Origin of the sequence: Nonomuraea maheshkhaliensis (assembly GCF_039529435.1) — a bacterium.
Taxonomy (GTDB): Bacteria; Actinomycetota; Actinomycetes; order Streptosporangiales; family Streptosporangiaceae; genus Nonomuraea; species Nonomuraea maheshkhaliensis.
Window position 1 is genome coordinate 1 of record NZ_BAAAMU010000083.1, and the last position, 25,089, is coordinate 25,089.

A 25,089-nucleotide genomic window follows, 5' to 3' on the forward strand; every position below is an offset into this window, starting at 1 on the left:
GGCCACGTTGACCGGCCGCTCGCGCAGGCCGGGCAGCGCGGCCCACGGCAGCGTGTGCAGCGGGCCCACCGGCACCACCACCAGCGGCCGCTCACCCAGCTCGGCCGCCAGCGGGCGCAGCACCAGCCGTTCGAGCTCCGTGGCCGCGGCCTCGACGTCGCCGGGGCGGTCGGGGCGGCGCAGGGCGTACCGCAGCTGGACGATCGCCTCCTTGGCCTGGTGCACGCCGCCCAGCCGGCGCAGTGTCAGGCGTCCGGCCGTCACGATCACGGCCAGCAGCGCGTCCCGGTCGGCCACGTACTCGACCAGGACGCCGTCTCCCAGCTCGGTGCGGACGAGGTCGGGGTCGGTCAGGGCGCACTCGTGCGCGGGAGCGGCCACGGCCCGCCATCGCTCGGCCCATTCGAACACCTCCTTGGCGCACCCGTCGCGTACCGCCAGCTCCAGCCCGTAGGCCGCCAGCCGCTCCCCGGCTCTGGCCGCATGGGCGCGCAGCGACGGGTCGTCGAACGCCTCCACCTGCCCGCTCACCTCGGCCAGCCCGTCGCGGACCGCGCGGAAGGCGCCTGTGATGTCCTCACGCAGCGCCGCCTGCAAGGCGAGCGCGTGCTGGCGCACCTGGGCGGGGATCCGCGCCGCCTGCGCGAAGTGCCGGGCCTGCGGCTCGGACGCGAGCGAGGTCAGCCGGGTCCCGGCGGGCGTCCGGCCGGTATCCGCCGGTGAGCGCACGGCGTCCCGCGTGAGCCGGTCGAGCTGCGTGACGGCCGTCACCTGGTCGCCGGCGCTGGGCGCCGCCTCGGCCGCCGTCAGCCGCAGCGCCGCGGCTCCGGCCAGGTGGGTGAGCCCGTTCTCCTGCTCGTCCGCGCACGCGATCAGCGCGGCGACCAGCTCAGGGGTGACGGGTTCGAGGGCCAGCCGCGCGCGCAGGACGACCTCCGCGGCCAGCGGCAGCCACGACGTCCGCTCCTGGCCGGCCAGCTCGCGGGCGGCCTGCTCGGCCACCTGCCTGGCGCGGTGCGGGTCCCCGGTCAGCAGCTCCACCTGGGCCAGCTTCAGCCGCGCCTCGGCCAGCGCCACGTGGGCGCCCGACGCCTCCAGATCGGGTACGGCCAGGCTCAGCATGGCCCTGGCCTCGCCCGGCAGGTGCGCGGCGAGCAGCGCCCCGGCGAAGTCGGCCCGCATGGTGGCCAAACGCTCGGGGAAGCCGAGCAGGGTGTCCTCGGCCTCGCGGTAGTGCTTGAACGCCGCCGCCAGATCGCCCCTGCGTACCGCGAGGAAGGGCAGGTTGGCGGCGGACAGGCGGGCCAGGTGCGGCAGCCCGGCCTGGTGGGCGATGCGCAGGCAGGCGGACAGGTCGCGCAGCGCGGCGTCCCAGTCGCCCCGATAGGAGTGGATGAGACCGCGGTTGAGCAGCCCGCCCGCCAGGAACCTGCGGTCGTCGATCGTGCCGGGCGCGTCCACGAGGGCGCGCAGCGCGCGGTCGCAGGCGGCGATGGCCTCCTGGTGGCGGCCGAGGTGCCCGAGGGCCACGGCGCGCTGGGTGTCGAGCTTGGCGCGGTCGAGCGGCGGGAGGTAGGCCCAGGCCAGGGCGGCCACGCGGAGCGCCTGCAGCGGATGGCCGCGCTCGGTGCGCACGGTGACGAGGGACAGCCGGGCCTGCGCGATCCGGTGGAGCGGGGCGCCGCGCGTGCCGATGGCCTCGCGCAGGTGCTGCTCGGCGGTGGCGAGATCGCCCAGCTCGCGGGAGGCCAGCGCCATCGCCCGCAGCGCCACGGCCACCGCCTCGGCACATCCGGTACGGCGGGCCGTCGCGAGGACGCCGCGGGCCGTGCGCAGGGCGTGGTCGGGATCGACCAGGGAACGCGTCATCGCGGCCTCCGCCGCCGCGACGAGCGGAGGGAGGTCGCCTGACAGGGCCGGTTCGTCGCTCATGCCGGTCTCGGTCGGTGGCCGGCACGGAGAAGGGACGCGGCCTTCCCGGCCGTACGGCTGCGGTGGGTCAAGATGGGGAACGGGCTAGGGGCGGGGCCGGATGCGTACCCAGGCCGTCTGGATGGGCGCGTGACCGGGCCGGTGGCACACGATGCTGAGCCAGCCCGGCGGCAGCCCGGTGGCGACGAAGTGGCCGGTCTGGCCGATACGCCGGGTGAGGGTCATGTGCGGCGATCTGACATCGACGAGCGCGCCCTCTCCCGGGTAGGGGGAGATGAGCCCGGCCACGTCGATGAGCCCGTCGCCCTCCGTCACCTCCAGGTCGAAGGTGACCCCGGCCGAGACGAAGCGCACCAGATGGGAGCTGTCGTCGTCGCGGACCCCGCGGATCGTGGCGGACTCGGCGTAGGCGGCGGTCACCCCCCGTGGGACCCGGAGCCGATAGGCGTCGCGGGCGGCGGCGGACACCGGGCCGGGGATCGGATCGTTGCCCGAGCTCAGCCGGAGGGCCGCCAGAAAGTATTCGTCGTTGATCATTGCGCTGTCTCCTGTAGTGAGAGCAGAGTGCGCAGTTTTTCCAGGCAGCGGGCCTTGGTCGGGCCGACGCTGCCCGTGGGCAGCCCGAGCCGGGCCGCCACCTGCTGGTTTCCCAGATCGATGGCGACCAGCTGGAGGAGCGAGCGGCAGGGTTCGTGCAGGGCGGAGACCGTCTGCCAGAGCGTGCGCCGGCCGTCGGCCTCCAGGACGGCCGCGGCGGGGTCGGGATCGTCGACGATCTCGAAGGACGAGGCGCCCAGCCGCTCTTTCCTCAGGATCAGCATGGCCTCGCGCCGCACGGTCGTCGTGAGCCAGCCGCCCACCCTCGCCGGATCCCTGAGGTCGTGGAGATGCTGGAGCAGGCGGAGCCAGGCACCCTGGACGGCGTCCGCCGCGTCCGCCGGGTCCAGGCCGCACGCGCGGGCCACCGCCCACATGCGCGGCCCGAACCGGTGTTCCAGCTCGTCCCAGGCCGATCTGTCGCCGTCGGCGGCGGCCATCAGCAACTCCGCGGGCTCGCGGGGATCACGCATACGGCCTCCTCTCCACCGGCACGGATCGGCGATCATGCCTCCTCGTGATTGACCGGGGACTGAGCGTAAACTCTACAGACTTGCCGGGAAGAGAACCCCCAGATCGGCAATTTCGCGGGTCTTCCCGGAGTCGAGGACGCGCCTGATCCATTCCTTGGCCGGCTCGCGGGCGGCGGCCTCGGCGATGGCTCCCGCCACCAGCGCGGTGGCGAACGACGTGCCGCTCCACGCCGCGTAGCCGCCGTACTCGCCGGTGTCCAGATAGCTGCTGGTCAGCCAGTCGCCCCTGGCGCACGCGTCCACCCAGGTGCCGTAGCCGGAGTAGGGCGCGCGGTGCCGCTCGGTGGCGTCCACGGCCGCCACGCCCACCACGAATGGCAGCGCGGCGGGCCAGAACGGCCGGTCGGAGGCCGTGTTGCCGGCGCAGGCGACGGTCACCGTGTTCGTCAGGCCGACGATGGCGTCCGACAGCAGGGGCGGCGGCCGGTCGTCGAAGGTGTGGCCGCCGAAGGAGAGGTTGAGCACGTGCGGGGGATGCTCGCGCAGGCGGTTCAGCGTGCGCACGATGCTCGCCTCGTCGCCGAGGCCGTCGCCGTCGAGCACCCGGTGCACGCTCAGCGCCGCGCCGGGCGCCAGGCGCGTCAGCAGGCCCGCGATGAACGTGCCGTGCCCCGCCTGCGAGCCTTCGGCGGCGTCCGCGGCCTCGGGGGAGAGGCGGGCGTACCAGTCGCTGCCGGACCACCACGGGTGCTTGGCCACGCCGGTGTCGAGCAGGCCCACGACGACGTCGGAGCGGGATCTGGACCGTCTGAGGCCGATCGGCTCGGCGGGGAAGGGCCTGGACGCGGGGCCGCCGAAGAACAGGGGCTGGCCGCGCAGGACGTGGTTGGGGGAGGCCCGCAGGCCCTGGTCGCGGAGCTCGGCGGTGACCTCGCAGGGGTCGGCGCCGGGAGTCAGGTGGACGACGCAGACTCCGTCCGCCTCCGAGACCGCCTGGGTCCAGCGCGACGCGGCGGCGAGGGAGGTCCGGTCCGTCAGGATCTGACCTGGGCGGATGTACGCCTCGCCGACAGATTGCATTTCCATGAGCGGTTATCTTTCCGCCGAGGGCGAACTGTCACCCGCCACTCCCGCACCAACTTGGTATGGCCCCCCTCTGGTGTCGGATTGCGACCGACGGTAGTCTCTCCCTAGTCACTTGTGATCATCCCGATACGAGGCCGTTGGGGAAGGCGCACCTCGTACCGAAACGGGAGGTCCGGTGTCTGCTCGTGGCGTCCTTTACGTCCACTCGGCTCAGCCCGCGCTGTGCCCTCACATCGAATGGGCAGTCGCGGGTGTCCTTGGCGTGCCCGTAGACCTGACGTGGACTCCGCAACCCGCCGCGCCCAACGTCGTGCGCGCACAGGCGGAGTGGGAGGGGCGGGCCGGCATCGCGGCGGCCATCGCCTCCTCCCTCATGGGCTGGCAGCGCCTGAGATTCGAGATCACCGAGGACGCCTCACCCGGCGTCGACGGCTCCCGGCATGCCTACACGCCGACGCTCGGCGCCTTCACGGCGGTCATCGGCGTGGCCGGCGACATCATGATCCCCGAGGACCGGCTGCGCGCCGCGATGATGATGGCGGCGCAGGGGCGGTGCGTGCTGGAGGACGAACTGGACAAGATGCTGGGCAGACCTTGGGACGAGGAGCTTGAGCCGTTCAGGTACGCCGGCGACGGTGCGCCGGTCCGCTGGCTGCACGCGGCCGTCTGAGTCCGCTGGCTGCACGCGGCCGTCTGACCGCGCCACCGCCGCCCCACGCCGGGCCGGCCCGGTCAGTGCCACCGCGCCGCGCGCCGTGCGGCACCGGACCGCCCACCGGACCGTCCCCGACCTCCCGAGTCCGACTGTCCACGCCAGAAATGCCGTATGCGCCTGGCACACGCCGTCCACGCCCGAAATGCCGCATGCGCTGGACACACGCCGTCCACGCCCTGAATGTCGTACGCGCCCGACCCCACGAACGCCGACGGGCCCGCACCTGGTGCAACAGGTGCGGGCCCGAGCGGTGTGTGAGACGTGTGATTACAGCGGGATGTTCCCGTGGGCGCCCCTGGCGGGGGTGGCCTGGGCGAGGACCTTGGCGATGGCGCCGCGCGTCTCCGCGGGCTTGATCACCTCGTCGATGACCCCCAGCTCCTGCGCGCGCTCCAGCCCGCCGGCGAGCTTGGTGTGCTCATCGGCCAGGCGCTGCTCCAGCTCGGCCCGCTCGTCCTCGGGCGCGGCGGCGAGTTCGCGCCGCTTGAGGATGCGCACCGCGGCCACCGCGCCCATGACCGCCACCTCGGTGGTCGGCCAGGCGAACACCTTGGTCGCGCCGAGGGCGCGGGAGTTCATCGCGATGTACGCCCCGCCGTACGCCTTGCGCGTGACCAGCGTGACCCGCGGCACCGACGCCTCGGCGAAGGCGTGCAGCAGCTTGGCCCCGCGCCGGACCACGCCGTCGTGCTCCTGCCCGACACCCGGCAGGTAACCGGGAACGTCCACGAGGACAACCAACGGCACCCCGAAAGCGTCACACATACGTACGAAGCGGGCAGCTTTCTCGGCGGACGTGGCGTCGAGGCAGCCGCCCAGCCGCATCGGGTTGTTGGCGATGACGCCGACCGTCCGGCCGCCGAGCCGGCCGAGCGTGGTCACGATGTTGGGCGCCCACTTGGGGTGCAGCTCAAGACCGGGCTCGTCGAGCAGGCCGTTGACCAGCGGCTTGACGTCGTATGCCCGGCGCGCGGACTCGGGCAGCAGGGTCGAGAAGTCGACCTCCTCCACCTCGCCCGTGCGCACCCGGCCCTGGTGGCCGAGCAGCGTGGCGAGCTGGCGTGCCCTGACGTAGGCGTCGGTCTCGGACTTGGTCACGATGTGCACGACGCCGCTGCGCTTGCTGTGCGGCTCGGGGCCGCCCAGGGAGGCGCTGTCGACGTTTTCGCCGGTGACGCTGCGCACGACGTCGGGACCGGTGACGAAGATGCGGCCGGAGTCGGCCAGGATGACGAGGTCGGTGAGCGCGGGCCCGTAGGCGGCGCCGCCGGCGGCGGGGCCGACGACCACGGAGATCTGCGGCACGACGCCGGACGCCTTGGTCATGGCGGCGAAGACCCGGCCGACCGCGTGGAGCGACTCGACGCCCTCGGGGATGCGCGCGCCGCCGGAGTGCCAGATGCCGATGACCGGCACCCGCTCGCGGACCGCCACGTCGTAGGCGTGCACGATGTGCTCGCAGCCCTCGCTGCCCATCGCGCCGCCCTGGAAGCGCGCGTCGCTGCAGAAGACGACGACGGGAACGCCCTCGACCCGGCCCATGGCGGCCATGACGCCGCTTTTGTCCTCAGGAGTGATCGGCCGCAGGGAGCCCTCGTCGAGGAGCGCCGTCATGCGGACGACTGGATGCCGGGGATCGAGGGGCTCCTGTTCGGAGCCGTCGCTCACCACCCGATTGTCGAGCACGGTCATTCATGCCCCCTTAAACACGACGGCCACGTTGTGCCCGCCGAATCCGAACGAGTTGTTGACCGCGGCGATGTCGCCGTCCGGCAGCTTGCGGTTCGCGCCGTAGACGAGGTCCACGTCGATGCCGTCGTCGAGGTTGTCGACGTTGATCGTGCGTGGGACGATCCGCTCCTGCAGAGCCTTGATCGTGAAGACGGACTCGATGCCGCCCGCGCCGCCGAGCAGGTGGCCGGTCATGGACTTGGTCGAGGTGACCAGCGGGTGGTTGCCGATGGCCTTGGCCACGGCCTGCACCTCGCCGACGTCACCGGCGGGAGTCGAGGTGGCGTGCGCGTTGACGTGCTTGACGTCGAGCCCGGTGATGTCGGCGTCGGTGAGCGCCTGCGTCATCGCCATGATCTGACCCCGGCCCTCGGGCTCGGGCTGGGTGATGTGGTGGGCGTCGGCGGAGTAGCCGATGCCCGAGCAGTAGGCGTAGACGCGCGCCCCGCGCGCCCTGGCGTGCTCTTCGGACTCCAGGACCACGATGCCGGCGCCCTCGCCGAGGACGAATCCGTCGCGGTCGCGGTCCCACGGGCGTGAGGCGCCCTGCGGGTCGTCGTTGCGCTGGGACATGGCCCGCGCGGCGGCGAAGGCTGCCATGTTGAGGCCGTGGATGGCGGCCTCGGTGCCGCCGGCGACGACGACGTCGGCGCGGCCGGCCCTGATCATGTCCATCGCGTAGCCGATGGCCTCGGCACCGGACGCGCACGCCGACACCGTGGCGTGCACGCCGGCCTGGGCGCCCAGGTCGAGACCGATCCAGGCGGCCGGGCCGTTGGGCATGAGCATCGGCACGGTGAAGGGCGAGAGCCGGTTCCAGCCGCGCTCGCGATAGGTGTCGTACGCCGAGAGCGTCGTCGAGATGCCGCCGATGCCGCTGGAGACCACGACGCCCAGCCGCTCGGGCGCGACCTCGGGGGCGCCGGCGTCCTGCCAGGCCTCCCGGGAGGCGACCAGGGCGAACTGTTCGCTGCGGTCGAGGCGGCGGGCCTCGGGACGGGGCAGCACCCCGGCCGGATCGACCGCGGCCGTCCCCGCGAACTTCACGGGGACGGTGTCGATCCAGTCCGTGGTGAGGGTCTCGACACCCGACTGACCGGCAAGGAGCGCCGTCCAGGTCGAGGTGACGTCTCCACCGACGGGCGTCGTCGCGCCAAGCCCGGTGACGACGACACGTACCCGGTTCGCACTCACGTTTTCGCGCTCCTCGCTAGATGGTCAGTTGTGGCGGACGAGATCAGTTCTGGATGTAGGTGAGGACGTCCTTGACCGTCTTCAGGTTCTTGAGTTGGTCGTCGGGGATCTCGACGCCGAACTCGTCCTGGGCGGCCACGGCGATCTCGACCATGGACAGGGAGTCGATGTCGAGGTCGTCCACGAAGTTCTTCTCGGGGGTCACCTCGGAGGCCGGAATGCCCGTGATCTCGTTGATGATCTTGCCGAGGCCCTCGAGGATGTCCTGCTCGGTGGCAGCCATGTCGCTAGTTCTCCTTTGGTTTTCTGGGTTCTGCGCGGACGGCGCCGCGCAAGCATGAAGGAAGCGAGCGGATTCTAGGGAATCTCGATCACTTGACCGGCGTAGGTCAGACCCGCGCCGAACCCGAGCACCAGTGCCAGGTCACCCGAGCGAACCTCGCCACGCTCCAGCATGCGCGAGAGCGCCAGCGGGATGGAGGCGGCCGAGGTGTTGCCCGCGGTGACGATGTCACGGGCGATGACGGCCTTGTCGGCGCCCAGTTTACGGGCGATGGACTCGATGATGCGCAGGTTGGCCTGGTGCGGCACGAACGCGGCCAGCTCCGACGGGTCCACGCCCGCCTTGGCGCAGGCTTCGAGCGCGACCGGGTGCAGCGCGGTGGTCGCCCACCGGAAGACCGTCTGGCCCTCCTGGTAGAGGTGGTCGTGACGGTCCTTGATGCTGATCGCCTCGGACTTGTCGCCGGAGCTGCCCCAGACCACGGGGCCGATGCCGGGCGTCTCGGACGGCCCGACCACGGCGGCTCCGGCGCCGTCGGCGAAGATCACCGCGGTCGACCTGTCGGTCCAGTCGATCCACTGCGACAGCTTCTCCGCGCCGATGACCAGCGCGTTTCTGGCCGCTCCCGCGCGGACGGTCGCGTTGGCGGTGCCGAGCGCGTAGCAGAAGCCGGCGCAGGCCGCGTTGACGTCGAACGCGCCGGGCGAGTTGATGCCCAGGCGGTGCGCCACGACGGCGGAGGCGTTGGGGATCTGGCTCTCAAGCGTGCAGGTGGCCACGATGACGAGGTCGATGTCGTCGGGGGAAAGGCCGCTGGCGGCCAGCGCCTTGCCTCCGGCGATGGTGGCCATGTCCTCGACCGACTCGCCGTCGGGGGCGATCCGGCGCTCCTTGATGCCCACCCGCGACTGGATCCACGCGTCGTTGGTGTCCATGGTCTTGGCCAGGTCGTCGTTGGTGACCACGTTGGCGGGCTGATAGTGGCCGAGCGCCAGCACCTTGCTGCCGGAGGCGATGTCGGGGATCTTCACTTGATCAGCTCCCGGGCCGCGTCGAGGTCGTCTGGGGTCTTCAGCGCCACGGTCTGGACGCCGCGCAGGCCGCGCCTGGCCAGGCCGGTCAGCGTGCCGCCGGGCAGCAGCTCGATCATCTTCGTGACGCCGAGCCCGGCCATGGTCTCCATGCAGGCGTCCCACCGGACGGGGCTGCTGACCTGCTTGACCAGCCGCTGGACGAAGTCGGCGCCGGTGGCGACCGCCTGCCCGTCGGCGTTGGACAGCAGCGTGATCGCCGGATCGGCGGGTACGACGCCGGTGGCGGCCTCGCGCAGGCTCTCCACGGCCGGAGCCATGTGGGAGGTGTGGAAGGCGCCCGCGACGGACAGCGGGATGAGCCGGGCACGGGCCGGCGGGTCCTCCTTGAACGCCGCCAGCTGCTCCAGCGTGCCACCCGCCACGATCTGACCGGCGCCGTTGATGTTGGCGGGGGTCAGGCCGTGCTTGTCCAGGGCGGCCAGCACTTCTTCCTCGACGCCGCCGAGCACGGCGGTCATCCCGGTCTCGGTGACGGCGGCGGCTTTGGCCATGGCCTGGGCCCGGTCGCGGACCAGGCCGAGCGCCTGCTCCGGCGTGATCACCCCGGCCAGGGCGGCGGCGGCGAACTCGCCGACGCTGTGGCCGGCCAGCACGTCGGGGGCCGCGCCGAGGGCCTCGGCGGAGGCCAGCGCGGCGGCCACGAGCAGGGGCTGCGCGACGGCGGTGTCGCGGATCTCGTCGGCGTCGGCCGTGGTGCCGTAGGAGACCAGATCGAGCCCGACGACCTCCGACCAGGCGCCGAGTCTGTCGGCCAGACCGGGCAGCTCAAGCCAGGGTGTCAGGAAGCCCGGTGTTTGGGCACCTTGGCCCGGGGCGACGAGTACAAGCACAAAATCCACCTTGCCCTGTAGAACTCCGACACGCGGATAGAGATCCGTACGAACTTTGTCCGGGGTGATTTGTAGGAACTCTACAGTGGGGATTTCGGCGGCATTACGTTAGAGCACGCCAGGTTACGGCACTTTCCGAGAGCCGGCCCAGGATGAGGCCCACCTGCAAAGTGAAGGCGGACCTGCCCTCGGTCGGCTGGTAGCCGGTCAGCTCGGTGATCTTCTTGAGCCGGTAGCGCACGGTGTTGGGGTGCACGAACAACAGCCGCGCCGTCGCCTCCAGCGAGGTGCCCTGCTCCAGGTACGTCGCCAGCGTGTCGAGCAGCGGCGTGCCCGCCAGCGGCAGGTAGACGTTCTCGATGAGCTGTTCCCTGGCGTCGATGTCGCCGTCGAGCGCCCGTTCGGCCAGCAGGTCCTCGGCGTGCACCGGCCTGGGCGCGTCCGGCCAGCCGCACGACGCCTTGAGCCCGGCCAGCGCGGCCCTGGCCGACCTGGCGGCGGCGTGCAGGTCGGGCACCTCGGGGCCGATGACGATCGGCCCCACGCCGAAGCGGGCCACCACCTGCTTGGCCGCGTCGTTGACGCTGCCCGCGCCGCCGACGATCACGATCAGCCGGTCGGCCTGCACCCCCGCCAGCAGGTCCATGCCGATCCGGCGGCCCTTCTCGCGCAGCCCGTCGATGACCGCGCGCGGGTCGTCGTCGGGCGCGTGGCCGGCGATGACGACCACGGGTGAGGAGGTCCAGCCGAGCGCGGCGGCCCAGGAGTGGAGCCCGTCGTCCACCTCGCCGCGGACGAGGGCGTCCACGATCAGCGCTTCGAGCCGGGCGTCCCACGAACCCCTGGCCTCGGCCTCGCGGGCGTAGACGTGGGCGGCGGCGAAGGCCACGTCGCGCGTGTAGCGGAGCATGGCCTGCTGCAACTGCTCCTCGCCGCCGGGGGCGGCCAGCTCGTGGGCCTGCGCCTCGACCACCTCGACGACGACCCTGACGATGTCGACGGTCTGCTGCAGCGAGATCGACCGCTTGAGCTCACGTGGCGCGGTGCCGAAGAACTCGATGCTGGGCGTGTCTCTGCCCGCCTGCTGGAACCACTCGACGAACGCGGCGATCCCGGCCTGCGCCACGAGCCCCACCCACGACCGGTCCTCGGCGCTGAGGGCGCGGAACCACGGCAACTGCTCGTCCATGCGGGCCATCGCCGCCGTGCCGAGCGAGCCCATGGCCCGCTCGAGCCTGCGCGTGGTGTCCTCCCTGGTCCGGTCTGTCACGCCTCTAGAGTGCCAGGTTCCTCAGGATGACCGGAACGGCGGTTATTCGCCGGTCTAGATCACGGCCACGGCGGTGATCAGGCCGATCGCGAGATGGGTCACCGCCAGCAGCCGGGCGCCCGGCTGCAGCTCACGCTCCTGGACCAGGTCGCGTACGGAGATGCCGACGACCCGGTCGAACAGCAGCATCGCCACCGTCTGGACCACGATGCCGACCAGGCCGAACACCGCGGTGCCCGCCAGGCCCTCGGCCAGCCGGCCGCCCGAGGCCCAGATGGAGGCGGCCACGATCAGGCCTACCGCGGCCAGGGCGGAGGTGGCCAGCAGCGTGGCGTTGGGGTTGCGCTCGGTGCGGATGACCTCGCTCAGCTTGCCGGGCGTGGCCCAGTCGATCACGTAGAAGCCGACGATCATCAGGATCACGCCGACGGCGGCGTAGGCGGCGATGGCTCCCGCGCCGCGGGCGAGGGTTTCGAGAAGGGTCACGTCGGGTTCCAATCACGGGAGGTGTGCACGGGGGTGGACGTCAGTCGGCGATGCGATGAGGGACGAAGGAGGAGGTGTCGTCGGTGATGAGCCCGGTGGTCTCCCTGATGCCGAGCCCGGCGGACTCGTCGGCGATCACCCAGGCGCCGAGCACCGGCCGCTGCCCCTCGAACGCGGGCAGGGCCTCGAACCCCTGGAACACGTAGCCCTCCTGGCCGTAGGCACCGGGCGTCTCGTGCGTCGTCTCGGGCGTGACGATGCGCATCGAGGCGCCCTCCCTGCCGAGCAGCGGCTTGGCGATGTACGAGGTCAGCTCGCGGGGGCCGTCGAGGTAGGCGGGCAGCAGGTTGGGATGGCCCGGATTGCGCTCCCAGAGAATCGCCAGCAGCGCCTTGTTGGACAGCAGCGTCTTCCACAGGGGCTCGATCCAGGTGGAGTGGCGTACGGCGTGGCGGCCGAAGTCGTCGTCCAGCATCCACTCCCACGGATAGAGCTTGAACACCGAGCGGATCATCTGCCCGCCCAGGTCGGCGAAGCGGCGGTTGAGCGCGTCCCAGCCGATGTCCTCCATGGCGATGGCCATCGTCGGCAGGCCGGCCTGCTCGGCGGTCTCCTGGAGGTAGGCGACCGTCATGCCCTCCTCGCCTGTCTCGTCCATGTTGGTGAAGGCGAAGTAGGTGGGGCCGGGCGGCAGGGTCAGCTCGCGCCAGCGCTCGACGAGCCGCTCGTGCACCGAGTTCCACTGGTCGCCGCCGGGGAAGACGTCCTGCAGCCAGAACCACTGCACGACGGACGACTCCACCAGCGCCGTCGGCGTGTCGGCGTTGTACTCCAGCAGCTTGGCCGGGCCGGTGCCGTCGTAGCGCAGGTCGAAGCGGGCGTAGACGTGGGGGTCGCGGCGCTCCCACGAGCGCGTCACGTCCTCCCACACCCATTCGGGCAGGGCGAAGTCGGCGAAGCGGCCGGTGGAGACGACGTGCTCGACGGTGTCCAGGCACATGCGGTGGAGCTCCTCGACCTGCTCCTCCAGCGACTCGACCTCCTCCAGGGAGAAGACGTAGTGCACGGACTCGTCCCAGTAGGGACGGCTCAGCCCGGAGGGGTGGGCGGCCCGGTGGTAGGCCAGGCCCTGGCCCTCGATCGTCTTCTCCCAGCCGTCTCTGGGCGGGTGGTGCTCGCGGCGCACGTCAGCTCCCGCTGCTCGTGCGGCTGCCGAAACCGCCGCGCTGGATCGACTTGCCGGAGCGGCTGCTGATGTTCACGTCGGACGGGCGGAAGGTGGTGCCGCGGTGGACGCGGTTGCCGATCCTCGTGCCGCCGTAGTACCAGACGTAGGCGCCGCGGGAGTGGCTGGTGCCGTAGTAGCGGCTGGAGTCGTCGTCGCAGTAGTCGTCGTCGACGACCTGGTAGCTGCCGGACGGGGGCGCGGAGGTGCTGGTCGTCGGCGTGGGGCTGCCGGTCGGGGCGTCGGTGGCGGTCAGGGCCGGAGTCGGGGTGGGGGTCGTGGTGGTGGAGAAGTCGTCGTCTACGAGCATGACGCAGTCCGCGGTGACCTCGTCGTCGTCGGACTCCGAGATCGCCCAGATGCCGACCAGCGTCAGGGACAGCACGCCGAGCACGGCCAGCGGAACGGCCTTGGACGACTTACGCGGGGACGCCTCTTCGTGGGGCGGTGGTGCCATCTAGCTCCTGCTTTCGTCGGCCCAAGAGCCTATCGGGGGCTCTTGCACGCGTTCAATCCGTACTGCCTGCCTGTTGTCATCGGTTTGGGTAAGAATCAGCGCATGGATCCGGTTGGTGCCCTGCGCGAGATCGCTTTCCTGTTGGAGCGCGCCGGAGAGCCCACCTATCGCGTGCGTGCCTTCCGCCGGGCCGCGGCGGTCGTCGCCGACCTGCCCGAGGGCGAGCTCGGGCGGCTGGCCCGCACGGGCGGGCTCGGCGACCTCCCCGGCATCGGCAAGGTCACCGCATTGGTGGTCAACGAAGCTCTCGCCGGTGAGGTTCCAACGTATTTGCGGCGAATGCGGGCAACCGCCGGGGTGGAGCTGGACGAGGAGACGGCGGCGCTGCGCGCCGCGCTCAAGGGCGACCTGCACAGCCACTCCGACTGGTCCGACGGCGGCTCGCCGATCGAGGAGATGGCCGAGGCGGCGATGGCGCTCGGGCACGAGTACTGGGCGCTGACCGACCACTCGCCCCGCCTCACCGTGGCCAAGGGCCTGTCGGCCGAGCGGCTGGAGCGGCAGCTCGACGTGGTGGCCAAGCTGAACGAACGGCTGGCGCCGTTCCGGATCCTGACCGGGATCGAGGTGGACGTCAACCTGGACGGCTCCCTGGACCAGCGGCCCGAGCTGCTGGAACGGCTCGACGTCGTGGTGGCCAGCGTGCACTCCAAGCTCAGGATGGGCGGCGAGGAGATGACCAGGCGGATGGTCACCGCCGTGGCGAACCCGCTGGTCGACGTCCTGGGGCACTGCACGGGGCGGGTCGTGCGGGCCGGAGGGAAGCGGGGCGAGAAGCGGCCGGAGTCGGAGTTCGAGGCGGAGCTGGTCTTCGAGGCGTGCCGGCGGTTCGGGGTAGCGGTCGAGATCAACTCCAGGCCGGACCGGCTGGATCCGCCCAAGCGGCTGATGCGGCTGGCGTACGAGATGGGGTGCGTGTTCGCGATCGACTCCGACGCGCACGCGCCGGGGCAGCTCGACTGGCAGCGGAACGGGTGCGAGCGCGCGGCCCGGTGCGGGATCGAGGCGGAGCGGATCGTCAACACGTGGCCGCTCGACCGGCTGATCGAGTGGACGGGGAAGCACGACGCGGGCTGACCGGCCAGGCTTTTCCCGGGCGTTCGTCCCGGGTGTTCGTGTCCCGGCCGGCCGGCTCTGTGGGCTCGGGGCGGGCTCGTGGAAAAATGGGCCCTCGTTTGCGCTGAGGGAAAGGCGGCGCGGATCGTGTGCCGCCGGGAGCGGCCGCGGGCACTCGCCGGAGCGTGAGATCCCTGTGGCCGCGGGGTTACGGGGGTGTTCCCGGGGCCGTCCGCGGGTCCGCGATTGTCGGTGGCGGCGCGTAGCGTCTCGGCTGTGAACCGTACCGACCGGCTCTACGCGCTCGTCGAAGACCTGCGCGCCATCGCGCCCCGCCACCGTTCCGCCCGCGAGCTCGCCGCGCGGTTCGAGGTGAGCGTGCGCACGATCGAGCGCGACATCACCGCGTTGCAGGAGTCGGGCGTGCCGATCTACGCCGAGCCGGGGCGCAAGGGCGGTTACGCGATCGACAAGAAGATGTCCCTGCCCCCGCTCAACTTCAGCCCGGCCGAGGCGGTGGCCATCGCGGTGGCGCTCAGCCGGGCCGGCGACCAGCCGTTCGGCCGGCAGGCGCGCAGCGCGTTACGCAAGGTGGTGGCCGCGATGCCGGGCCCCGAGGGCGATCTGGCCCGAGAGCTGGCCCGGCGGGTGCAGCTGGTCAAACTGCCGCCCGAGCAGGGCGTCGAGCCGATCAGGCCGCTGGGCGGCGAGGGCATCTCGCGCGCCATCGAGGAGGCGCTGCTGCGCCGCCGGGTGCTCAGGCTCGACTACGCCGACGCCAAGGGCGCGCTGACCTCGCGTGACGTGGAGCCGGGGGTGTTCCTGGGCGGCAGGGGCGGGTTCTGGTATCTCGTGGCCTGGTGCCGGCTGCGCGACGACGTCCGCGTCTTCAGGCTCGATCGCATCGCCGCCGCCACCGTCACCGCCGAACGCTGCCCCGATCGGCCGCTTGAAGGCTTCGCCTCCGAGGTTCCCGAGATGGTCGTGCACGGCACGATGCTCGATTAAAGATTCGAAAACACCGACATAGGGTTGTCGCCCACGCGTTAGATCGTTGGCTTGTTCGAGAAGCAAGGAGGCGACGATGGACCACACGGTGATCGACGACGACGCCGGCATCGGCCCCGGCTGCCCGCGCGGCAGCTACGGCAGGTCCGCAGGAGTCTCCGAGCGCAGGTGAACGACCTGTCTCGCCGGCCGGGGCCGGCGCCTTCCCCGCGAACAACCCGGCAGGCGAGAGGGCCGCGTACGGGATCACGTCCCGGAGGCGGCTCACCCGAGCCCTGGACACGCCGCCGATCGCCGAGCGGCGGCGCGTCCAGGGCCTCACCGGACCACGCCACCGCGAGCCGGTGGCCCGGGCCGGGTGGTGTGGTCAGAGGGAGGCCGTGGACAGCCAGCGGTCCAGGAGCTCGCGGTCCCCGTGCACGGTGAGGGCATCGGGGGAGCGGCGGCCGTAGAGCAGGAGCAGCAGGTCGCTCACCGGCCCCTTGACGGCGGCGTCGCCCTTGGCGTGCCCGCGCGCCCACTCGATCTTCCCGGCGGGACCCTGCGTGATGGTCCACTCGCCGTCCGCGTCGCTCGCGTGGAGGTGGATCGTGGCCCCTTCCAGGCCGAGCCCGGCCAGTGACCGGGTGACCCACACGGCGTACGGCAGGTTGTGCAGGAATTCCTCGATGCCGTCGATCGCGGTTCCCGCCGGGATCTCCGGATCGATGCCGAGCGCGAGCTCGGCGTCGGCCCGGTGCACCAGCGATTCGAAGAACATGCGGCGCGGCCACCACGACGCCCGGTTGTCCGGGCCCCACGTCCACACCTCGGTGTCCGGGTCGGTGCTCGCCAGCGTCTCCAGCAGCTCGGCGGCGCCGGCGGTGAGCCAGGCCGCGTCACCGGTGGCGCCCTCGGCCAGGCCGTCGGGCACCTGCCGCGACCAGAGGCGCTCGCGCACCTGGCCGCGCAGCATGTGCACCGCCCAGCGATGCAGCCGCCCGACGTGCGTGACCAGCTCGGCGAGCGTCCATCCCGGGCACGTGGGCACCGGGACGGACAGGTCGCCGGCCAGGGCCGCGAGGCGCTCGGTCTCCGACTGGATCTGTGCTCTGTAGTCCGTCACCCCGCCAAGACTAGGCCGCCGGGCAGCTCGTGCCCTTGTCCGGCACCTTGCCGTCGATCAGGTACGAGTCCACCAGCCCCTGGATGCACTTGCTGCCCGACAGGTACGCCCCGTGCCCCTCGCCCTCGTACGTGACCAGCGTCGCGGTCTTGAGCTGGGCCGTCAGCTTCGGCGCCCACTCGTACGGGGTGGCCGGGTCGCCCTTGCCGCCCACGACCAGGATCGGCGCGGACCCGGTGGCGTCCACGTGCCTGGCCTCGTCGCTGCCCTTGGCCGGCCAGACCCGGCACAGCCCGCCCGAGCCCTCGCTGCCGAACAGCGGTGAGATCTTCAGCGCGGCCGCCTCGGTGCGCCGCAGCGCGGCCGGGTCGGGGCGTTCGGCGGAGTCCACGCAGGTGATGGCGGGGAAGCTGGTCATCTGCGTGGAGTAGGTGCCGTCCTGGGCCCGGCCGGTGTAGGAGTCGGCCAGGTACATCAGGGCCTCGCCCCGGCCCTGCAGCGCCTCGCTGAGCGCCTGCTCGAGGAAGGGCCAGGTCAGCTCGGAGTAGAGCGCGGCGGCCACGCCGGTCGCGGCCAGCCCCTGGGTCAGCTCGCGGCCGTTGACCTGCAGCGGCTTGCCGGTGAGCTGGTTCATCAGCCGGCCGACGTTCGCGTCGGCGGCGGCCTGGTCCTTGCCGATGTCGCAGGTGTTCTTGACGCAGGCGCGCAGGAAGCTCTCGTACGCCTTCTGGAAGCCGCGCGTCTGCGCGATCGTGCGCTGTTCGAACGTCACCGTGGGGTCGAGCGGCGCGTCGAGCACCATGCGGCCCACGTTCTTGGGGAACTGGGTGGCGTAGACGCCGCCGAGCTGGGTGCCGTACGACATGCCGACGTAGTTGAGCTTGGCCTCGCCCAGTGCGGCGCGGATGCGGTCCATGTCGCGTGAGGCGTTCGCGGTGCCGATGTAGGGCAGGATCTTGCCGGACTCCCGCTGGCAGAGGCCGGCGAACTGCTTGTTGGCCGCCTCCAGCGCCTTGTGCGTGGCCTCGTTCGGCGGCAGCGTGTCGAGCGAGGTGAACCGGTCCATATCGGCGCCGTCGCCGCAGCGCACGCCGGAGCTGCGCTCGACGCCGCGCGGGTCGAAGCTGACCAGGTCGTAGCGGGCGCGCAGCGTGGTGAGGGCCTTGCCGGCCTGGTCGAGCGTGTTGACGCCGGAGGCGCCAGGGCCGCCGAAGTTGAACACCACCGAGCCCAGCTTCTTCTCCTTGCCGGTGGCCGGCAGCTTGATGAGCGCGAGGTCGATCTGCTCCCCGTCGGGCTTGGCGTAGTCGAGGGGGACCGCGAGCTTGCCGCACCGTACGGAGGCGTCCTGCTTGGCCGGCGGCTCGCCGTCCGGGCGCTGGATGTCGGTGCAGGGTCCCCAAGCGATCTTGCTGGGATCCGCCGTGGAGTCGGTGGCGGGCTCGGCCGGTGCGGTGGAGCAGCCGGCGGCCGCCAGAAGCAGGGCGGCGGCTATGACGCGACGCATGACGAACTTCCCCTCACATGTCTTCAGGGGGAAGTAGTGCCCACAATACGTGACCCAGCACCATATAGGGGTGAGGCGGCACGTACCCCTCCTGAACGTGCCGCCTCACAGGCCCAACGGCCCGGACGGCCGAATATGACGGCGCTCCCGCGCATTGATTCGCGGGAGCGCCGTCGGCGGATGACTCAGACGCCCATCGACTGGGTGTCGTTGCTCTCGGCGCCGCCCGCCTCGGTGACGCCGTTCTTGAGGTGGTAGCGGGCGATGGCCTCGCGCAGCACCTCGCTGTCGAGCTCGCCCCGCTTGACCAGGCTGGTCAGCACGGCCAGCGTGATCGAGGCCGCGTCCACGTGGAAGTGGCGGCGCAGTGCCGAGCGCGTGTCGGACAGGCCGAAACCGTCGGTGCCCAGTGAGGACCAGTCACCCGGCACCCACTGCGCGATCTGGTCCTGGACCGCCTTCATGTAGTCGCTGACGCCCACGAACGGGCCGCGCGCCCCGGACAGCACCTGGGTGACGTAGGGAACGCGCTGCTCGGCCTCGGGGTTGAGCAGGTTGTACTCCTCCGCCGCCAGGGCGTCGCGGCGCAGCTCGGACCACGACGTCGCCGACCAGACGTCGGCCGACACGCCCCAGTCCTCGGCCAGCAGCCGCTGCGCCTCCATGGCCCACGGGCCAGCCACGCCCGAGGACAGGATGTTGGCCTTCGGGCCCTGCGTCTGCGGGCCGTCGGCGAACTTGTACAGGCCCTTGAGCAGGCCCTGCACGTCGATGTCGGCGGGCTGGGCCGGCTGCAGGTAGGGCTCGTTGTAGACGGTCAGGTAGTAGAAGACGTCTTCGGGCCGGTCGCCGTACATGCGGCGCAGGCCGTCCTTGACGATGTGGGCGACCTCGAAGGCCCAGGACGGGTCGTAGGAGACGGCCGCCGGGTTGGTCGAGGCGATGAGCGGCGTGTGGCCGTCTTCGTGCTGCAGGCCCTCGCCGTTGAGCGTGGTGCGGCCCGCGGTGGCTCCCAGCAGGAAGCCGCGGCCCATCTGGTCGCCCATCTGCCACATCTGGTCGCCGGTGCGCTGCCACCCGAACATCGAGTAGAAGATGTAGATCGGGATCATGTGCTCGCCGTGCGTGGCGTAGGCGGTGCCGGCCGCGATCGTCGAGGCCATCGAGCCCGACTCGCTGATGCCCTCGTGCAGGATCTGCCCCTGCGTCGCCTCCTTGTACGACAGCAGCAGCTCCCTGTCGACGGCCTCGTACGTCTGCCCGTGGGGCGAGTAGATCTTGGCCGTCGGGAACATGGCGTCGAGACCGAACGTGCGCGCCTCGTCGGGGATGATCGGCACGAACCGGTGGCCGATCTCCTTGTCGCGCATGAGGTCCTTCAGCAGGCGGACGAACGCCATGGTCGTGGCGACCTGCTGTTTGCCCGAGCCCTTGCTGAAGGTGCCGTAGACCTCGTCGCCGGGCAGCTTGACCGGCTTGGCGCGGATGACCCGCTTGGGCAGCACGCCGCCGAGCGCCGCGCGGCGCTCCTTCATGTACTGGATCTCGGGGTCGTTCTCGCCCGGATGGAAGTACGGCGGCAGGTCGCCCTCGAGCGCCGAGTCCGGGATCGGCAGGTAGAGCCGGTCGCGGAACTCCTTGAGCTCGGCCTTGGTCAGCTTCTTCATCTGGTGCGTGGCGTTGCGCGCCTCGAAGTCCTTGCCCAGGGTCCAGCCCTTGATGGTCTGGGCGAGGATCACCGTCGGCTGGCCGACGTGCTCGCGGGCCGCCTTGAAGGCCGCGTAGACCTTGCGGTAGTCGTGGCCGCCGCGCGACAGCTTGCGGATGTCGTCGTCGGACAGGTGCTCGACCATCTTGCGCAGGCGCGGGTCGCCGCCGAAGAAGTTGTCGCGGATGTAGCCGCCGGACTCGACCGAGTAGGTCTGGAACTGGCCGTCGGGCGTGGTGTTCATCTGGTTGACGAGCACGCCGTCGACGTCGGCCGCGAGCAGCGGGTCCCAGTCGCGGCCCCACACGACCTTGATCACGTTCCAGCCGGCGCCGCGGAAGTAGGACTCCAGCTCCTGGATGATCTTGCCGTTGCCGCGTACCGGGCCGTCCAGCCGCTGCAGGTTGCAGTTGATCACGAACGTCAGGTTGTCGAGCTCCTCGCGGGCGGCCAGGCCGATCGCGCCGAGCGACTCGGGCTCGTCCATCTCGCCGTCACCGAGGAAGGCCCACACGTGGCTGCGGCTCGTGTCCTTGATCTGGCGGTTGAGCAGGTAGCGGTTGAACCGCGCCTGGTAGATCGCGCCGATCGGGCCCAGGCCCATGGAGACCGTCGGGAACTCCCAGAAATCGGGCATGAGCCGCGGGTGCGGGTAGGAGGGCAGGCCGTGGAAGCCCTGCGACAGCTCCTGCCGGAACGCGTCGAGCTGGGCCTCGTTGAGCCGGCCCTCGAGGAACGCGCGCGCGTAGATGCCCGGGGCCGCGTGGCCCTGGAAGAAGACCTGGTCGCCCGACTCGCCGTGGTCCTTGCCGCGGAAGAAGTGGTTGAAACCCACTTCGTAGAGCGAGGCGGCCGAGGCGTAGGTGGCGATGTGGCCGCCGACGTTGGTGCGGGCGTTGGCCCGGGACACCATGATGGCCGCGTTCCAGCGGATGTAGGCGCGGATGCGGCGCTCGACGTGCTCGTCACCGGGGAACCACGGCTCGCGCTCCGGCGGGATCGTGTTGATGTAGTCGGTGCTGCGCAGGCCCGGCACGCCGACCTGGTGCTCGCGGGCCCGTTCCAGCATGCGCAGCATGAGGTAGCGGGCTCTGGTGCGGCCCTCGGTCTTGACGACGTTGTCGAGAGACTCGAGCCACTCGTTGGTCTCGCTGGGGTCGACATCAGGCAGCTGGCTGGGTAGGCCGTCGCTGATGATCGAGAATCGCTGGCGTCCGGAAGCCACTGGGTCTCGCCTTCCGAGATGGACTGATGTCTGGTCTGGGTCGCCTTCCATCCTGGTCGCTAGCCGTAGAAAACGCATCTCTACTAGCCGGTAACCAGAGTGTCCCCGCTGGCAGGGGGCTTACCGATGGCCTAGACCACCGATGGTAGGACGAATCGCCACCAAAGGTTACATCGCAGGAGCAATTTAACAAGACAGGAAAACGAACGAAATTTCGCTCATATCTGCATGCTGCCCGGGATGTATCCTCCGTAGGCTTGATCTCCCCGCGGGAGATGGTTCTCACCCGCGGCGGGCGAGTCTAGCCGCCCTGCCCCGTGCCCTGGCTGCGCGGGCCTGTCACGCCTGGTCGAACGGTGCCCTGAACCCTGCCGTGGCGCGTGGATTCCGGCCGTGGCTCCGAGTCTGGGTGGCCCGCCGAACGGCTCAGAGCGCGGGACGGACACCCGTACCCCTTCAAGAGGGAGCGGCCGGGTGTCGCCGGCCACCTGTCGCCGGCTCGGCGGGTTGATCATCACCGGCCGGGAGTCTCGCGGGTCGCGGAGGCGGCCACGGACGGGGCCGCCGTGCGCCGCGTAGGCCGAAACGTGACCTCTCGGCAGCGTAACGATCCGGTCATCTTTTTCTCTTCCCCTCCAGGAGGGGCAAAACTTGCGCCGCCCTCTTTTCCTCGGGCCCTCGGCGTACCAATGTGGAGATATGAACGCGACGGTGGGAGACCGGCTCCTGGTGCATGGCAATACCGTCGGCGAAAGGGACCGGGTCGGAGTAATCACGGAGGTCCAGGGCCCCGACGGCGGGCCTCCATACGTGGTGCGCTTCGACGACGGGCACACCGGGCTGGTGTTTCCGGGTCCTGATGCCGTGGTGATGCATCAGTAGGATTTGCCCGTGAGATCAGAAATCATCTCCGTGACGACCGGTTCACGAGAGACGGTGCACAACATCACGCCACAATGCGAGAAATTCGTCCGGGCCCAGGGCGAGGACGGTTTGCTGCACGTCTTCGTGCCGCACGCCACGGCCGGCGTGGCCGTGCTCGAACTGGGCGCGGGCAGCGACGACGATCTGCTGGCGGCGCTGCGTGACCTTCTTCCCGCCGACGATCGCTGGGCCCACGCCCACGGTTCGCGCGGTCACGGAAGATCGCACGTGATGCCCGCCCTGATCCCGCCGTACGCCACGATCCCCGTGCTGGGCGGGCGAATGGCACTGGGCACCTGGCAATCCGTCGCACTCGTCGACCTGAACGTCGACAACCCGCAACGCCAGGTTCGCCTGTCGTTTTTGTCTGATTGATTCTGGCCGACTACGGCCGTACCCGTGGCGACCGTTGACGACTGAGGGTCACAGCGTGTGGACTGTGCCGAAGCGATAAACCGCATAAGCGGGGCCACTCAAGCAGGAGGGATAAACGTGAGCGCGACCGCGGGTCAGGCGCAGGGCGAGCGCGGCCTGGCCGAACGACTCGGCCTCAAGCCGGGTCAGGTGGTGCAGGAGATCGGTTGGGACGAGGACGTCGACGACGAGCTTCGTTCGTCGATCGAGAACCTGACCGGCAACGAGCTGCTGGATGAGGACAGCTACGACGTCGTCGACGCCGTGCTGCTGTGGTGGCGCGACGGCGACGGGGACCTCTTCGACGTCCTCACCAGCGCCATGCGAGTACTCGCCGACGGTGGCCAGATCTGGCTGCTGACTCCCAAGGCCGGTCGCGACGGTCACGTGGAGCCGAGCGACATCGGGGAGGATTCCACGACCGCGGGTCTCTCGCAGACCAGCAGCATCTCCGCCGCACCCGACTGGTCAGGGACCAGGCTCGTCCCGCCGAAGGGCAGCCGCCGGTAGGAGCCCGAGGCGCCCGCCGTACGGCAGGATGGTGCCTGTGAACGCACATCCTGCCGAGGTCGGCGCCCTGGCTCCGGATTTCGAGCTGCAGGACCAGCACGGCACCCCGGTGAGCCTGTCTCAGTTCCGGGGCGAAAACGTCGTGCTGGTCTTCTACCCGCTCGCATTCAGCGGGATCTGTCACGGCGAGCTGTCCGCCCTGCGCGATCAGCCGATCGCCGGGGCGCGGGTGCTCACCGTGTCCGTCGACTCCGTCTTCACCCACCGTGCCTGGGCGGATCGCGAGGGTTACACCTTCGCGCTGCTCTCCGATTTCTGGCCACACGGACAGGTCGCGCAGGCGTACGGTGTTTTCGATGAGGCGAAGGGGCTTGCTCGTCGGGGGACCTTCATCATCGACGGCGAGGGCGTGATCCGGTGGTCGGTGGTCAATCCGATCTCCTCGGCACGTGACGTCGCCGACTACGTCAAGGCACTCGCCGACATTTCTTGACCTCGGAGGGAAGGATGCCCTGCTACCGCTGCGGGGCCAGGCAGACGGACCCGGTGCGCGGTGCCAGCCCGTGGCAGCGCGGGGTGCGCCACGAGTCTCAGGTGCTGATCTGCCCGGACTGTCAACGGCTGCACGACCTCGACCTCGACACCTGCTCGACGTGCGGGTCCACGGCGCTGATCTGCCGGCTGGGAGAGGTGGAATGCCGCTCCTGCGGGGCGGTGCGGATGGCGCGCTCCTCGGAAACCCTCGGCCCGGCTCCGGTCACGGCGCCGCCGGGACTCTCGGCGGAGGTCGAGGCGGCGCTCAACAGGGTCCTCGGGCGGGCCTAGGCTCCTTGTCGCCTCACGGGGGCTGTACGGCGCTGTGCGGGCGCCTGGGCGACGTACGGCATGGAGGCGACCCTCGCAGCCGTCATCCGCTGGGCCGCCATCAGCGGCTTCCTCCGCCGGATCACCCGCGGACGGCCTGCCCGCCGGCAGCTCCGCCACGCCTTCACCCGGACCTGATCGACATCTCACACCGGCCGAGGACGAGCCGGCCGCGGCGGTGCTCGGATACGCGTTTCGGACCCGCTGTCGTTTCCGTCCAAGACGGCTACCGCGGCCATGATCTAGCGTGAACCCGGAAACTCGCCCGAGGATGAGGAGACGGCACAGTGCGTAACTTGGTATACACCGGTTTCATGTCGCTCGACGGTGTGGTGGACTCGCCCGGCGGCGGGCCGGGGGAAGAACACCGCAGCGGCGGGTGGGTGTTCAAGGACCTCGACTTCGTCCCCGAAGCCTGGTCCCTCAAGGGTGAGGAGCTCACCGACACGACGGCGCTGATGTTCGGGCGTCGCAGCTACGAGGCCTTCGCAGCGGTCTGGCCCGGTTCGACGGACCACGCCGACTACAAGGAGCTGCCCAAGTATGTGGTGTCGACCACGCTGGCTGACGACGCCATCGTCGACGGGTGGGGGCCGACCACGATCCTGCGTTCGACCGAGGACGTCGCCGCGCTCAAGGAGGGTGAGGGCGGCGCGATCTTCATCCACGGGAGCGCGGAGCTGGCTCGGCGGCTGTCGGACGCGGGAATGATCGACCAGTACAACCTGCTCGTCTTCCCCGTGCTGCTCGGTGCCGGCAAGAGCCTGTTCGGCCGGGCCGACCGAGACAAGCACATGCTGACGCTGCGGGAATCGGAGAGCTACTCGAACGGGATCCTGAAGCTGGTCTACGACGTCAAGCGCTGATCCAGGTCGAGGGCGATCGCGCCGCCGGCGCCCTCGCGCAGCTGGCTGACGGTGCGTCCGACGTAGGAGCGCAAGGCCCGGGCCAGGTGCGGCTCGTCGCAGTCGCCGAGCTCGGCGACGACGTCGGCGGCCGGGTCGCCGGCAGCCAGCAGCTGCGCCGCCGTGCGGGCCCGCTCGACCTGCCGGACCGCGCCCGGCGTCAGTCCGGTCGCGGCGCGGAACCGGCGTTCGACCGTGCGCCGTGAGACAGCCGGGCGGTGACCCCGCACCACGTCGGTGACGAGCAGGTCACGGACCACGATCCCGGCCCGGACGAGACTTTCGACCAGAGCCTCGGCGTCGTCGGGGCCGGGCGTCTCCCAGCGCGCGCCGTCCAGCCGGAACGTCCCGCGCGTGGTGCCGGGGAGCCCGATGCTGCCGTCCGACTCGCGCGTCTTGAACCGCGGTCCACGGGCGGAGGATACGTCGC

At 70.9% G+C, this 25,089-nt stretch carries 26 protein-coding genes; 9 read left to right on the top strand and 17 right to left on the bottom strand.

Annotation, left to right across the window (positions count from 1 at the left end; all coding sequences use genetic code 11):
- The 4 genes from ABFX54_RS38830 to ABFX54_RS38845 all read right to left on the bottom strand — a co-directional run.
- Positions 1-1,932: tetratricopeptide repeat protein (locus tag ABFX54_RS38830; protein WP_346111791.1), on the bottom strand; the 1,932-nt coding region annotated here is incomplete at its 3' end.
- A gap of 84 nt (positions 1,933-2,016) precedes the next feature.
- Entirely contained in the window at positions 2,017-2,469 is a 453-nt protein-coding gene (locus tag ABFX54_RS38835) for a hypothetical protein (RefSeq protein ID WP_346111792.1), read from the bottom strand.
- Positions 2,466-3,002 carry an RNA polymerase sigma factor gene (locus ABFX54_RS38840; protein WP_346111794.1) on the bottom strand — a complete coding sequence of 179 codons (537 nt, stop codon included), beginning with the start codon at positions 3,000-3,002 and terminating at the stop codon, positions 2,466-2,468. Before ABFX54_RS38840 ends, ABFX54_RS38835 begins: the two co-directional genes overlap by 4 nt.
- Before the next feature lie 72 nt (positions 3,003-3,074).
- Positions 3,075-4,088: a S8 family peptidase gene (locus tag ABFX54_RS38845; RefSeq protein WP_346111795.1), complete on the bottom strand. Its 1,014-nt coding sequence runs from the start codon at positions 4,086-4,088 to the stop codon at positions 3,075-3,077.
- 175 nt (positions 4,089-4,263) lie between these two features.
- Here ABFX54_RS38845 and ABFX54_RS38850 point away from each other — a divergent pair, with 175 nt between their 5' ends.
- The gene (locus ABFX54_RS38850) at positions 4,264-4,758 is read left to right on the top strand and encodes a DUF3145 domain-containing protein (protein ID WP_346111797.1); all 495 of its coding nucleotides are present in this window, start codon (positions 4,264-4,266) and stop codon (positions 4,756-4,758) included.
- A gap of 312 nt (positions 4,759-5,070) precedes the next feature.
- On the opposite strand, the gene ABFX54_RS38855 is transcribed toward ABFX54_RS38850, so the two are convergent.
- From ABFX54_RS38855 to ABFX54_RS38895, 9 genes are all read right to left on the bottom strand, one after another.
- The gene (locus ABFX54_RS38855) at positions 5,071-6,495 is read right to left on the bottom strand and encodes an acyl-CoA carboxylase subunit beta (RefSeq protein WP_346111798.1); all 1,425 of its coding nucleotides are present in this window, start codon (positions 6,493-6,495) and stop codon (positions 5,071-5,073) included.
- On the bottom strand, positions 6,496-7,728 hold the full coding sequence (fabF, locus tag ABFX54_RS38860) for a beta-ketoacyl-ACP synthase II (protein ID WP_346111799.1): 1,233 nt from the start codon (positions 7,726-7,728) through the stop codon (positions 6,496-6,498).
- 43 nt (positions 7,729-7,771) lie between these two features.
- Positions 7,772-8,011: an acyl carrier protein gene (locus ABFX54_RS38865; protein ID WP_106233862.1), complete on the bottom strand. Its 240-nt coding sequence runs from the start codon at positions 8,009-8,011 to the stop codon at positions 7,772-7,774.
- Between the two features lie 74 nt (positions 8,012-8,085).
- Positions 8,086-9,042, bottom strand: a complete 957-nt coding sequence (locus ABFX54_RS38870; RefSeq protein WP_346111801.1) for a beta-ketoacyl-ACP synthase III — start codon at positions 9,040-9,042, stop codon at positions 8,086-8,088.
- A complete protein-coding gene (locus ABFX54_RS38875) occupies positions 9,039-9,935 on the bottom strand; it encodes an ACP S-malonyltransferase (RefSeq protein WP_346111802.1) in 897 nt (298 codons plus the stop codon). The genes ABFX54_RS38870 and ABFX54_RS38875 overlap by 4 nt, the downstream gene beginning before the upstream one ends.
- A gap of 103 nt (positions 9,936-10,038) precedes the next feature.
- Positions 10,039-11,157 carry a PucR family transcriptional regulator gene (locus ABFX54_RS38880; RefSeq protein WP_346111838.1) on the bottom strand — a complete coding sequence of 373 codons (1,119 nt, stop codon included), beginning with the start codon at positions 11,155-11,157 and terminating at the stop codon, positions 10,039-10,041.
- Positions 11,158-11,259: 102 nt separating this feature from the next.
- Positions 11,260-11,691, bottom strand: coding sequence for a DUF350 domain-containing protein (locus tag ABFX54_RS38885; protein WP_346111803.1), 432 nt, complete (start codon positions 11,689-11,691; stop codon positions 11,260-11,262).
- A 40-nt stretch (positions 11,692-11,731) separates the two neighbouring features.
- Positions 11,732-12,877, bottom strand: a complete 1,146-nt coding sequence (locus tag ABFX54_RS38890; protein WP_346111805.1) for a glutathionylspermidine synthase family protein — start codon at positions 12,875-12,877, stop codon at positions 11,732-11,734.
- A gap of 1 nt (position 12,878) precedes the next feature.
- Positions 12,879-13,373 carry a hypothetical protein gene (locus ABFX54_RS38895; RefSeq protein ID WP_346111806.1) on the bottom strand — a complete coding sequence of 165 codons (495 nt, stop codon included), beginning with the start codon at positions 13,371-13,373 and terminating at the stop codon, positions 12,879-12,881.
- 102 nt (positions 13,374-13,475) lie between these two features.
- On the opposite strand from ABFX54_RS38895, the gene ABFX54_RS38900 reads away from it, so the two are divergent.
- On the top strand, positions 13,476-14,510 hold the full coding sequence (locus ABFX54_RS38900) for a PHP domain-containing protein (RefSeq protein WP_346111807.1): 1,035 nt from the start codon (positions 13,476-13,478) through the stop codon (positions 14,508-14,510).
- Positions 14,511-14,765: 255 nt separating this feature from the next.
- Positions 14,766-15,497, top strand: coding sequence for a helix-turn-helix transcriptional regulator (locus ABFX54_RS38905; protein WP_346111808.1), 732 nt, complete (start codon positions 14,766-14,768; stop codon positions 15,495-15,497).
- Between the two features lie 367 nt (positions 15,498-15,864).
- Here the strand turns inward: ABFX54_RS38905 and ABFX54_RS38910 are convergent, their stop codons facing one another.
- The 3 genes from ABFX54_RS38910 to aceE all read right to left on the bottom strand — a co-directional run bounded on the left by ABFX54_RS38910 (position 15,865) and on the right by aceE (position 21,042).
- On the bottom strand, positions 15,865-16,602 hold the full coding sequence (locus ABFX54_RS38910) for a maleylpyruvate isomerase family mycothiol-dependent enzyme (protein WP_346111809.1): 738 nt from the start codon (positions 16,600-16,602) through the stop codon (positions 15,865-15,867).
- Between the two features lie 10 nt (positions 16,603-16,612).
- Positions 16,613-18,109: an alpha/beta hydrolase gene (locus ABFX54_RS38915; RefSeq protein ID WP_346111810.1), complete on the bottom strand. Its 1,497-nt coding sequence runs from the start codon at positions 18,107-18,109 to the stop codon at positions 16,613-16,615.
- Positions 18,110-18,294: 185 nt separating this feature from the next.
- Positions 18,295-21,042 (bottom strand): pyruvate dehydrogenase (acetyl-transferring), homodimeric type, encoded by a 2,748-nt coding sequence (aceE, locus tag ABFX54_RS38920; RefSeq protein ID WP_346111811.1) that lies wholly within the window; start codon positions 21,040-21,042, stop codon positions 18,295-18,297.
- Between the two features lie 699 nt (positions 21,043-21,741).
- On the opposite strand from aceE, the gene ABFX54_RS38925 reads away from it, so the two are divergent.
- The 6 genes from ABFX54_RS38925 to ABFX54_RS38950 all read left to right on the top strand — a co-directional run bounded on the left by ABFX54_RS38925 (position 21,742) and on the right by ABFX54_RS38950 (position 24,620).
- The gene (locus tag ABFX54_RS38925) at positions 21,742-21,924 is read left to right on the top strand and encodes a DUF1918 domain-containing protein (RefSeq protein ID WP_346111812.1); all 183 of its coding nucleotides are present in this window, start codon (positions 21,742-21,744) and stop codon (positions 21,922-21,924) included.
- A gap of 9 nt (positions 21,925-21,933) precedes the next feature.
- On the top strand, positions 21,934-22,341 hold the full coding sequence (locus tag ABFX54_RS38930; RefSeq protein ID WP_346111813.1) for a secondary thiamine-phosphate synthase enzyme YjbQ: 408 nt from the start codon (positions 21,934-21,936) through the stop codon (positions 22,339-22,341).
- A 117-nt stretch (positions 22,342-22,458) separates the two neighbouring features.
- Complete coding sequence (locus ABFX54_RS38935; protein WP_346111814.1) at positions 22,459-22,890, top strand: DUF3052 domain-containing protein; 432 nt, start codon at positions 22,459-22,461, stop codon at positions 22,888-22,890.
- A gap of 28 nt (positions 22,891-22,918) precedes the next feature.
- Positions 22,919-23,383 carry a peroxiredoxin gene (locus ABFX54_RS38940; protein ID WP_346111815.1) on the top strand — a complete coding sequence of 155 codons (465 nt, stop codon included), beginning with the start codon at positions 22,919-22,921 and terminating at the stop codon, positions 23,381-23,383.
- Between the two features lie 14 nt (positions 23,384-23,397).
- Entirely contained in the window at positions 23,398-23,715 is a 318-nt protein-coding gene (locus tag ABFX54_RS38945) for a hypothetical protein (RefSeq protein WP_106233884.1), read from the top strand.
- A gap of 326 nt (positions 23,716-24,041) precedes the next feature.
- Entirely contained in the window at positions 24,042-24,620 is a 579-nt protein-coding gene (locus tag ABFX54_RS38950; protein ID WP_346111816.1) for a dihydrofolate reductase family protein, read from the top strand.
- Here ABFX54_RS38950 and ABFX54_RS38955 read toward each other — a convergent pair.
- The gene (locus ABFX54_RS38955; protein ID WP_346111817.1) at positions 24,602-24,919 is read right to left on the bottom strand and encodes a helix-turn-helix domain-containing protein; all 318 of its coding nucleotides are present in this window, start codon (positions 24,917-24,919) and stop codon (positions 24,602-24,604) included. The genes ABFX54_RS38950 and ABFX54_RS38955 overlap by 19 nt on opposite strands.
- Positions 24,920-25,089: the final 170 nt, after the last annotated feature.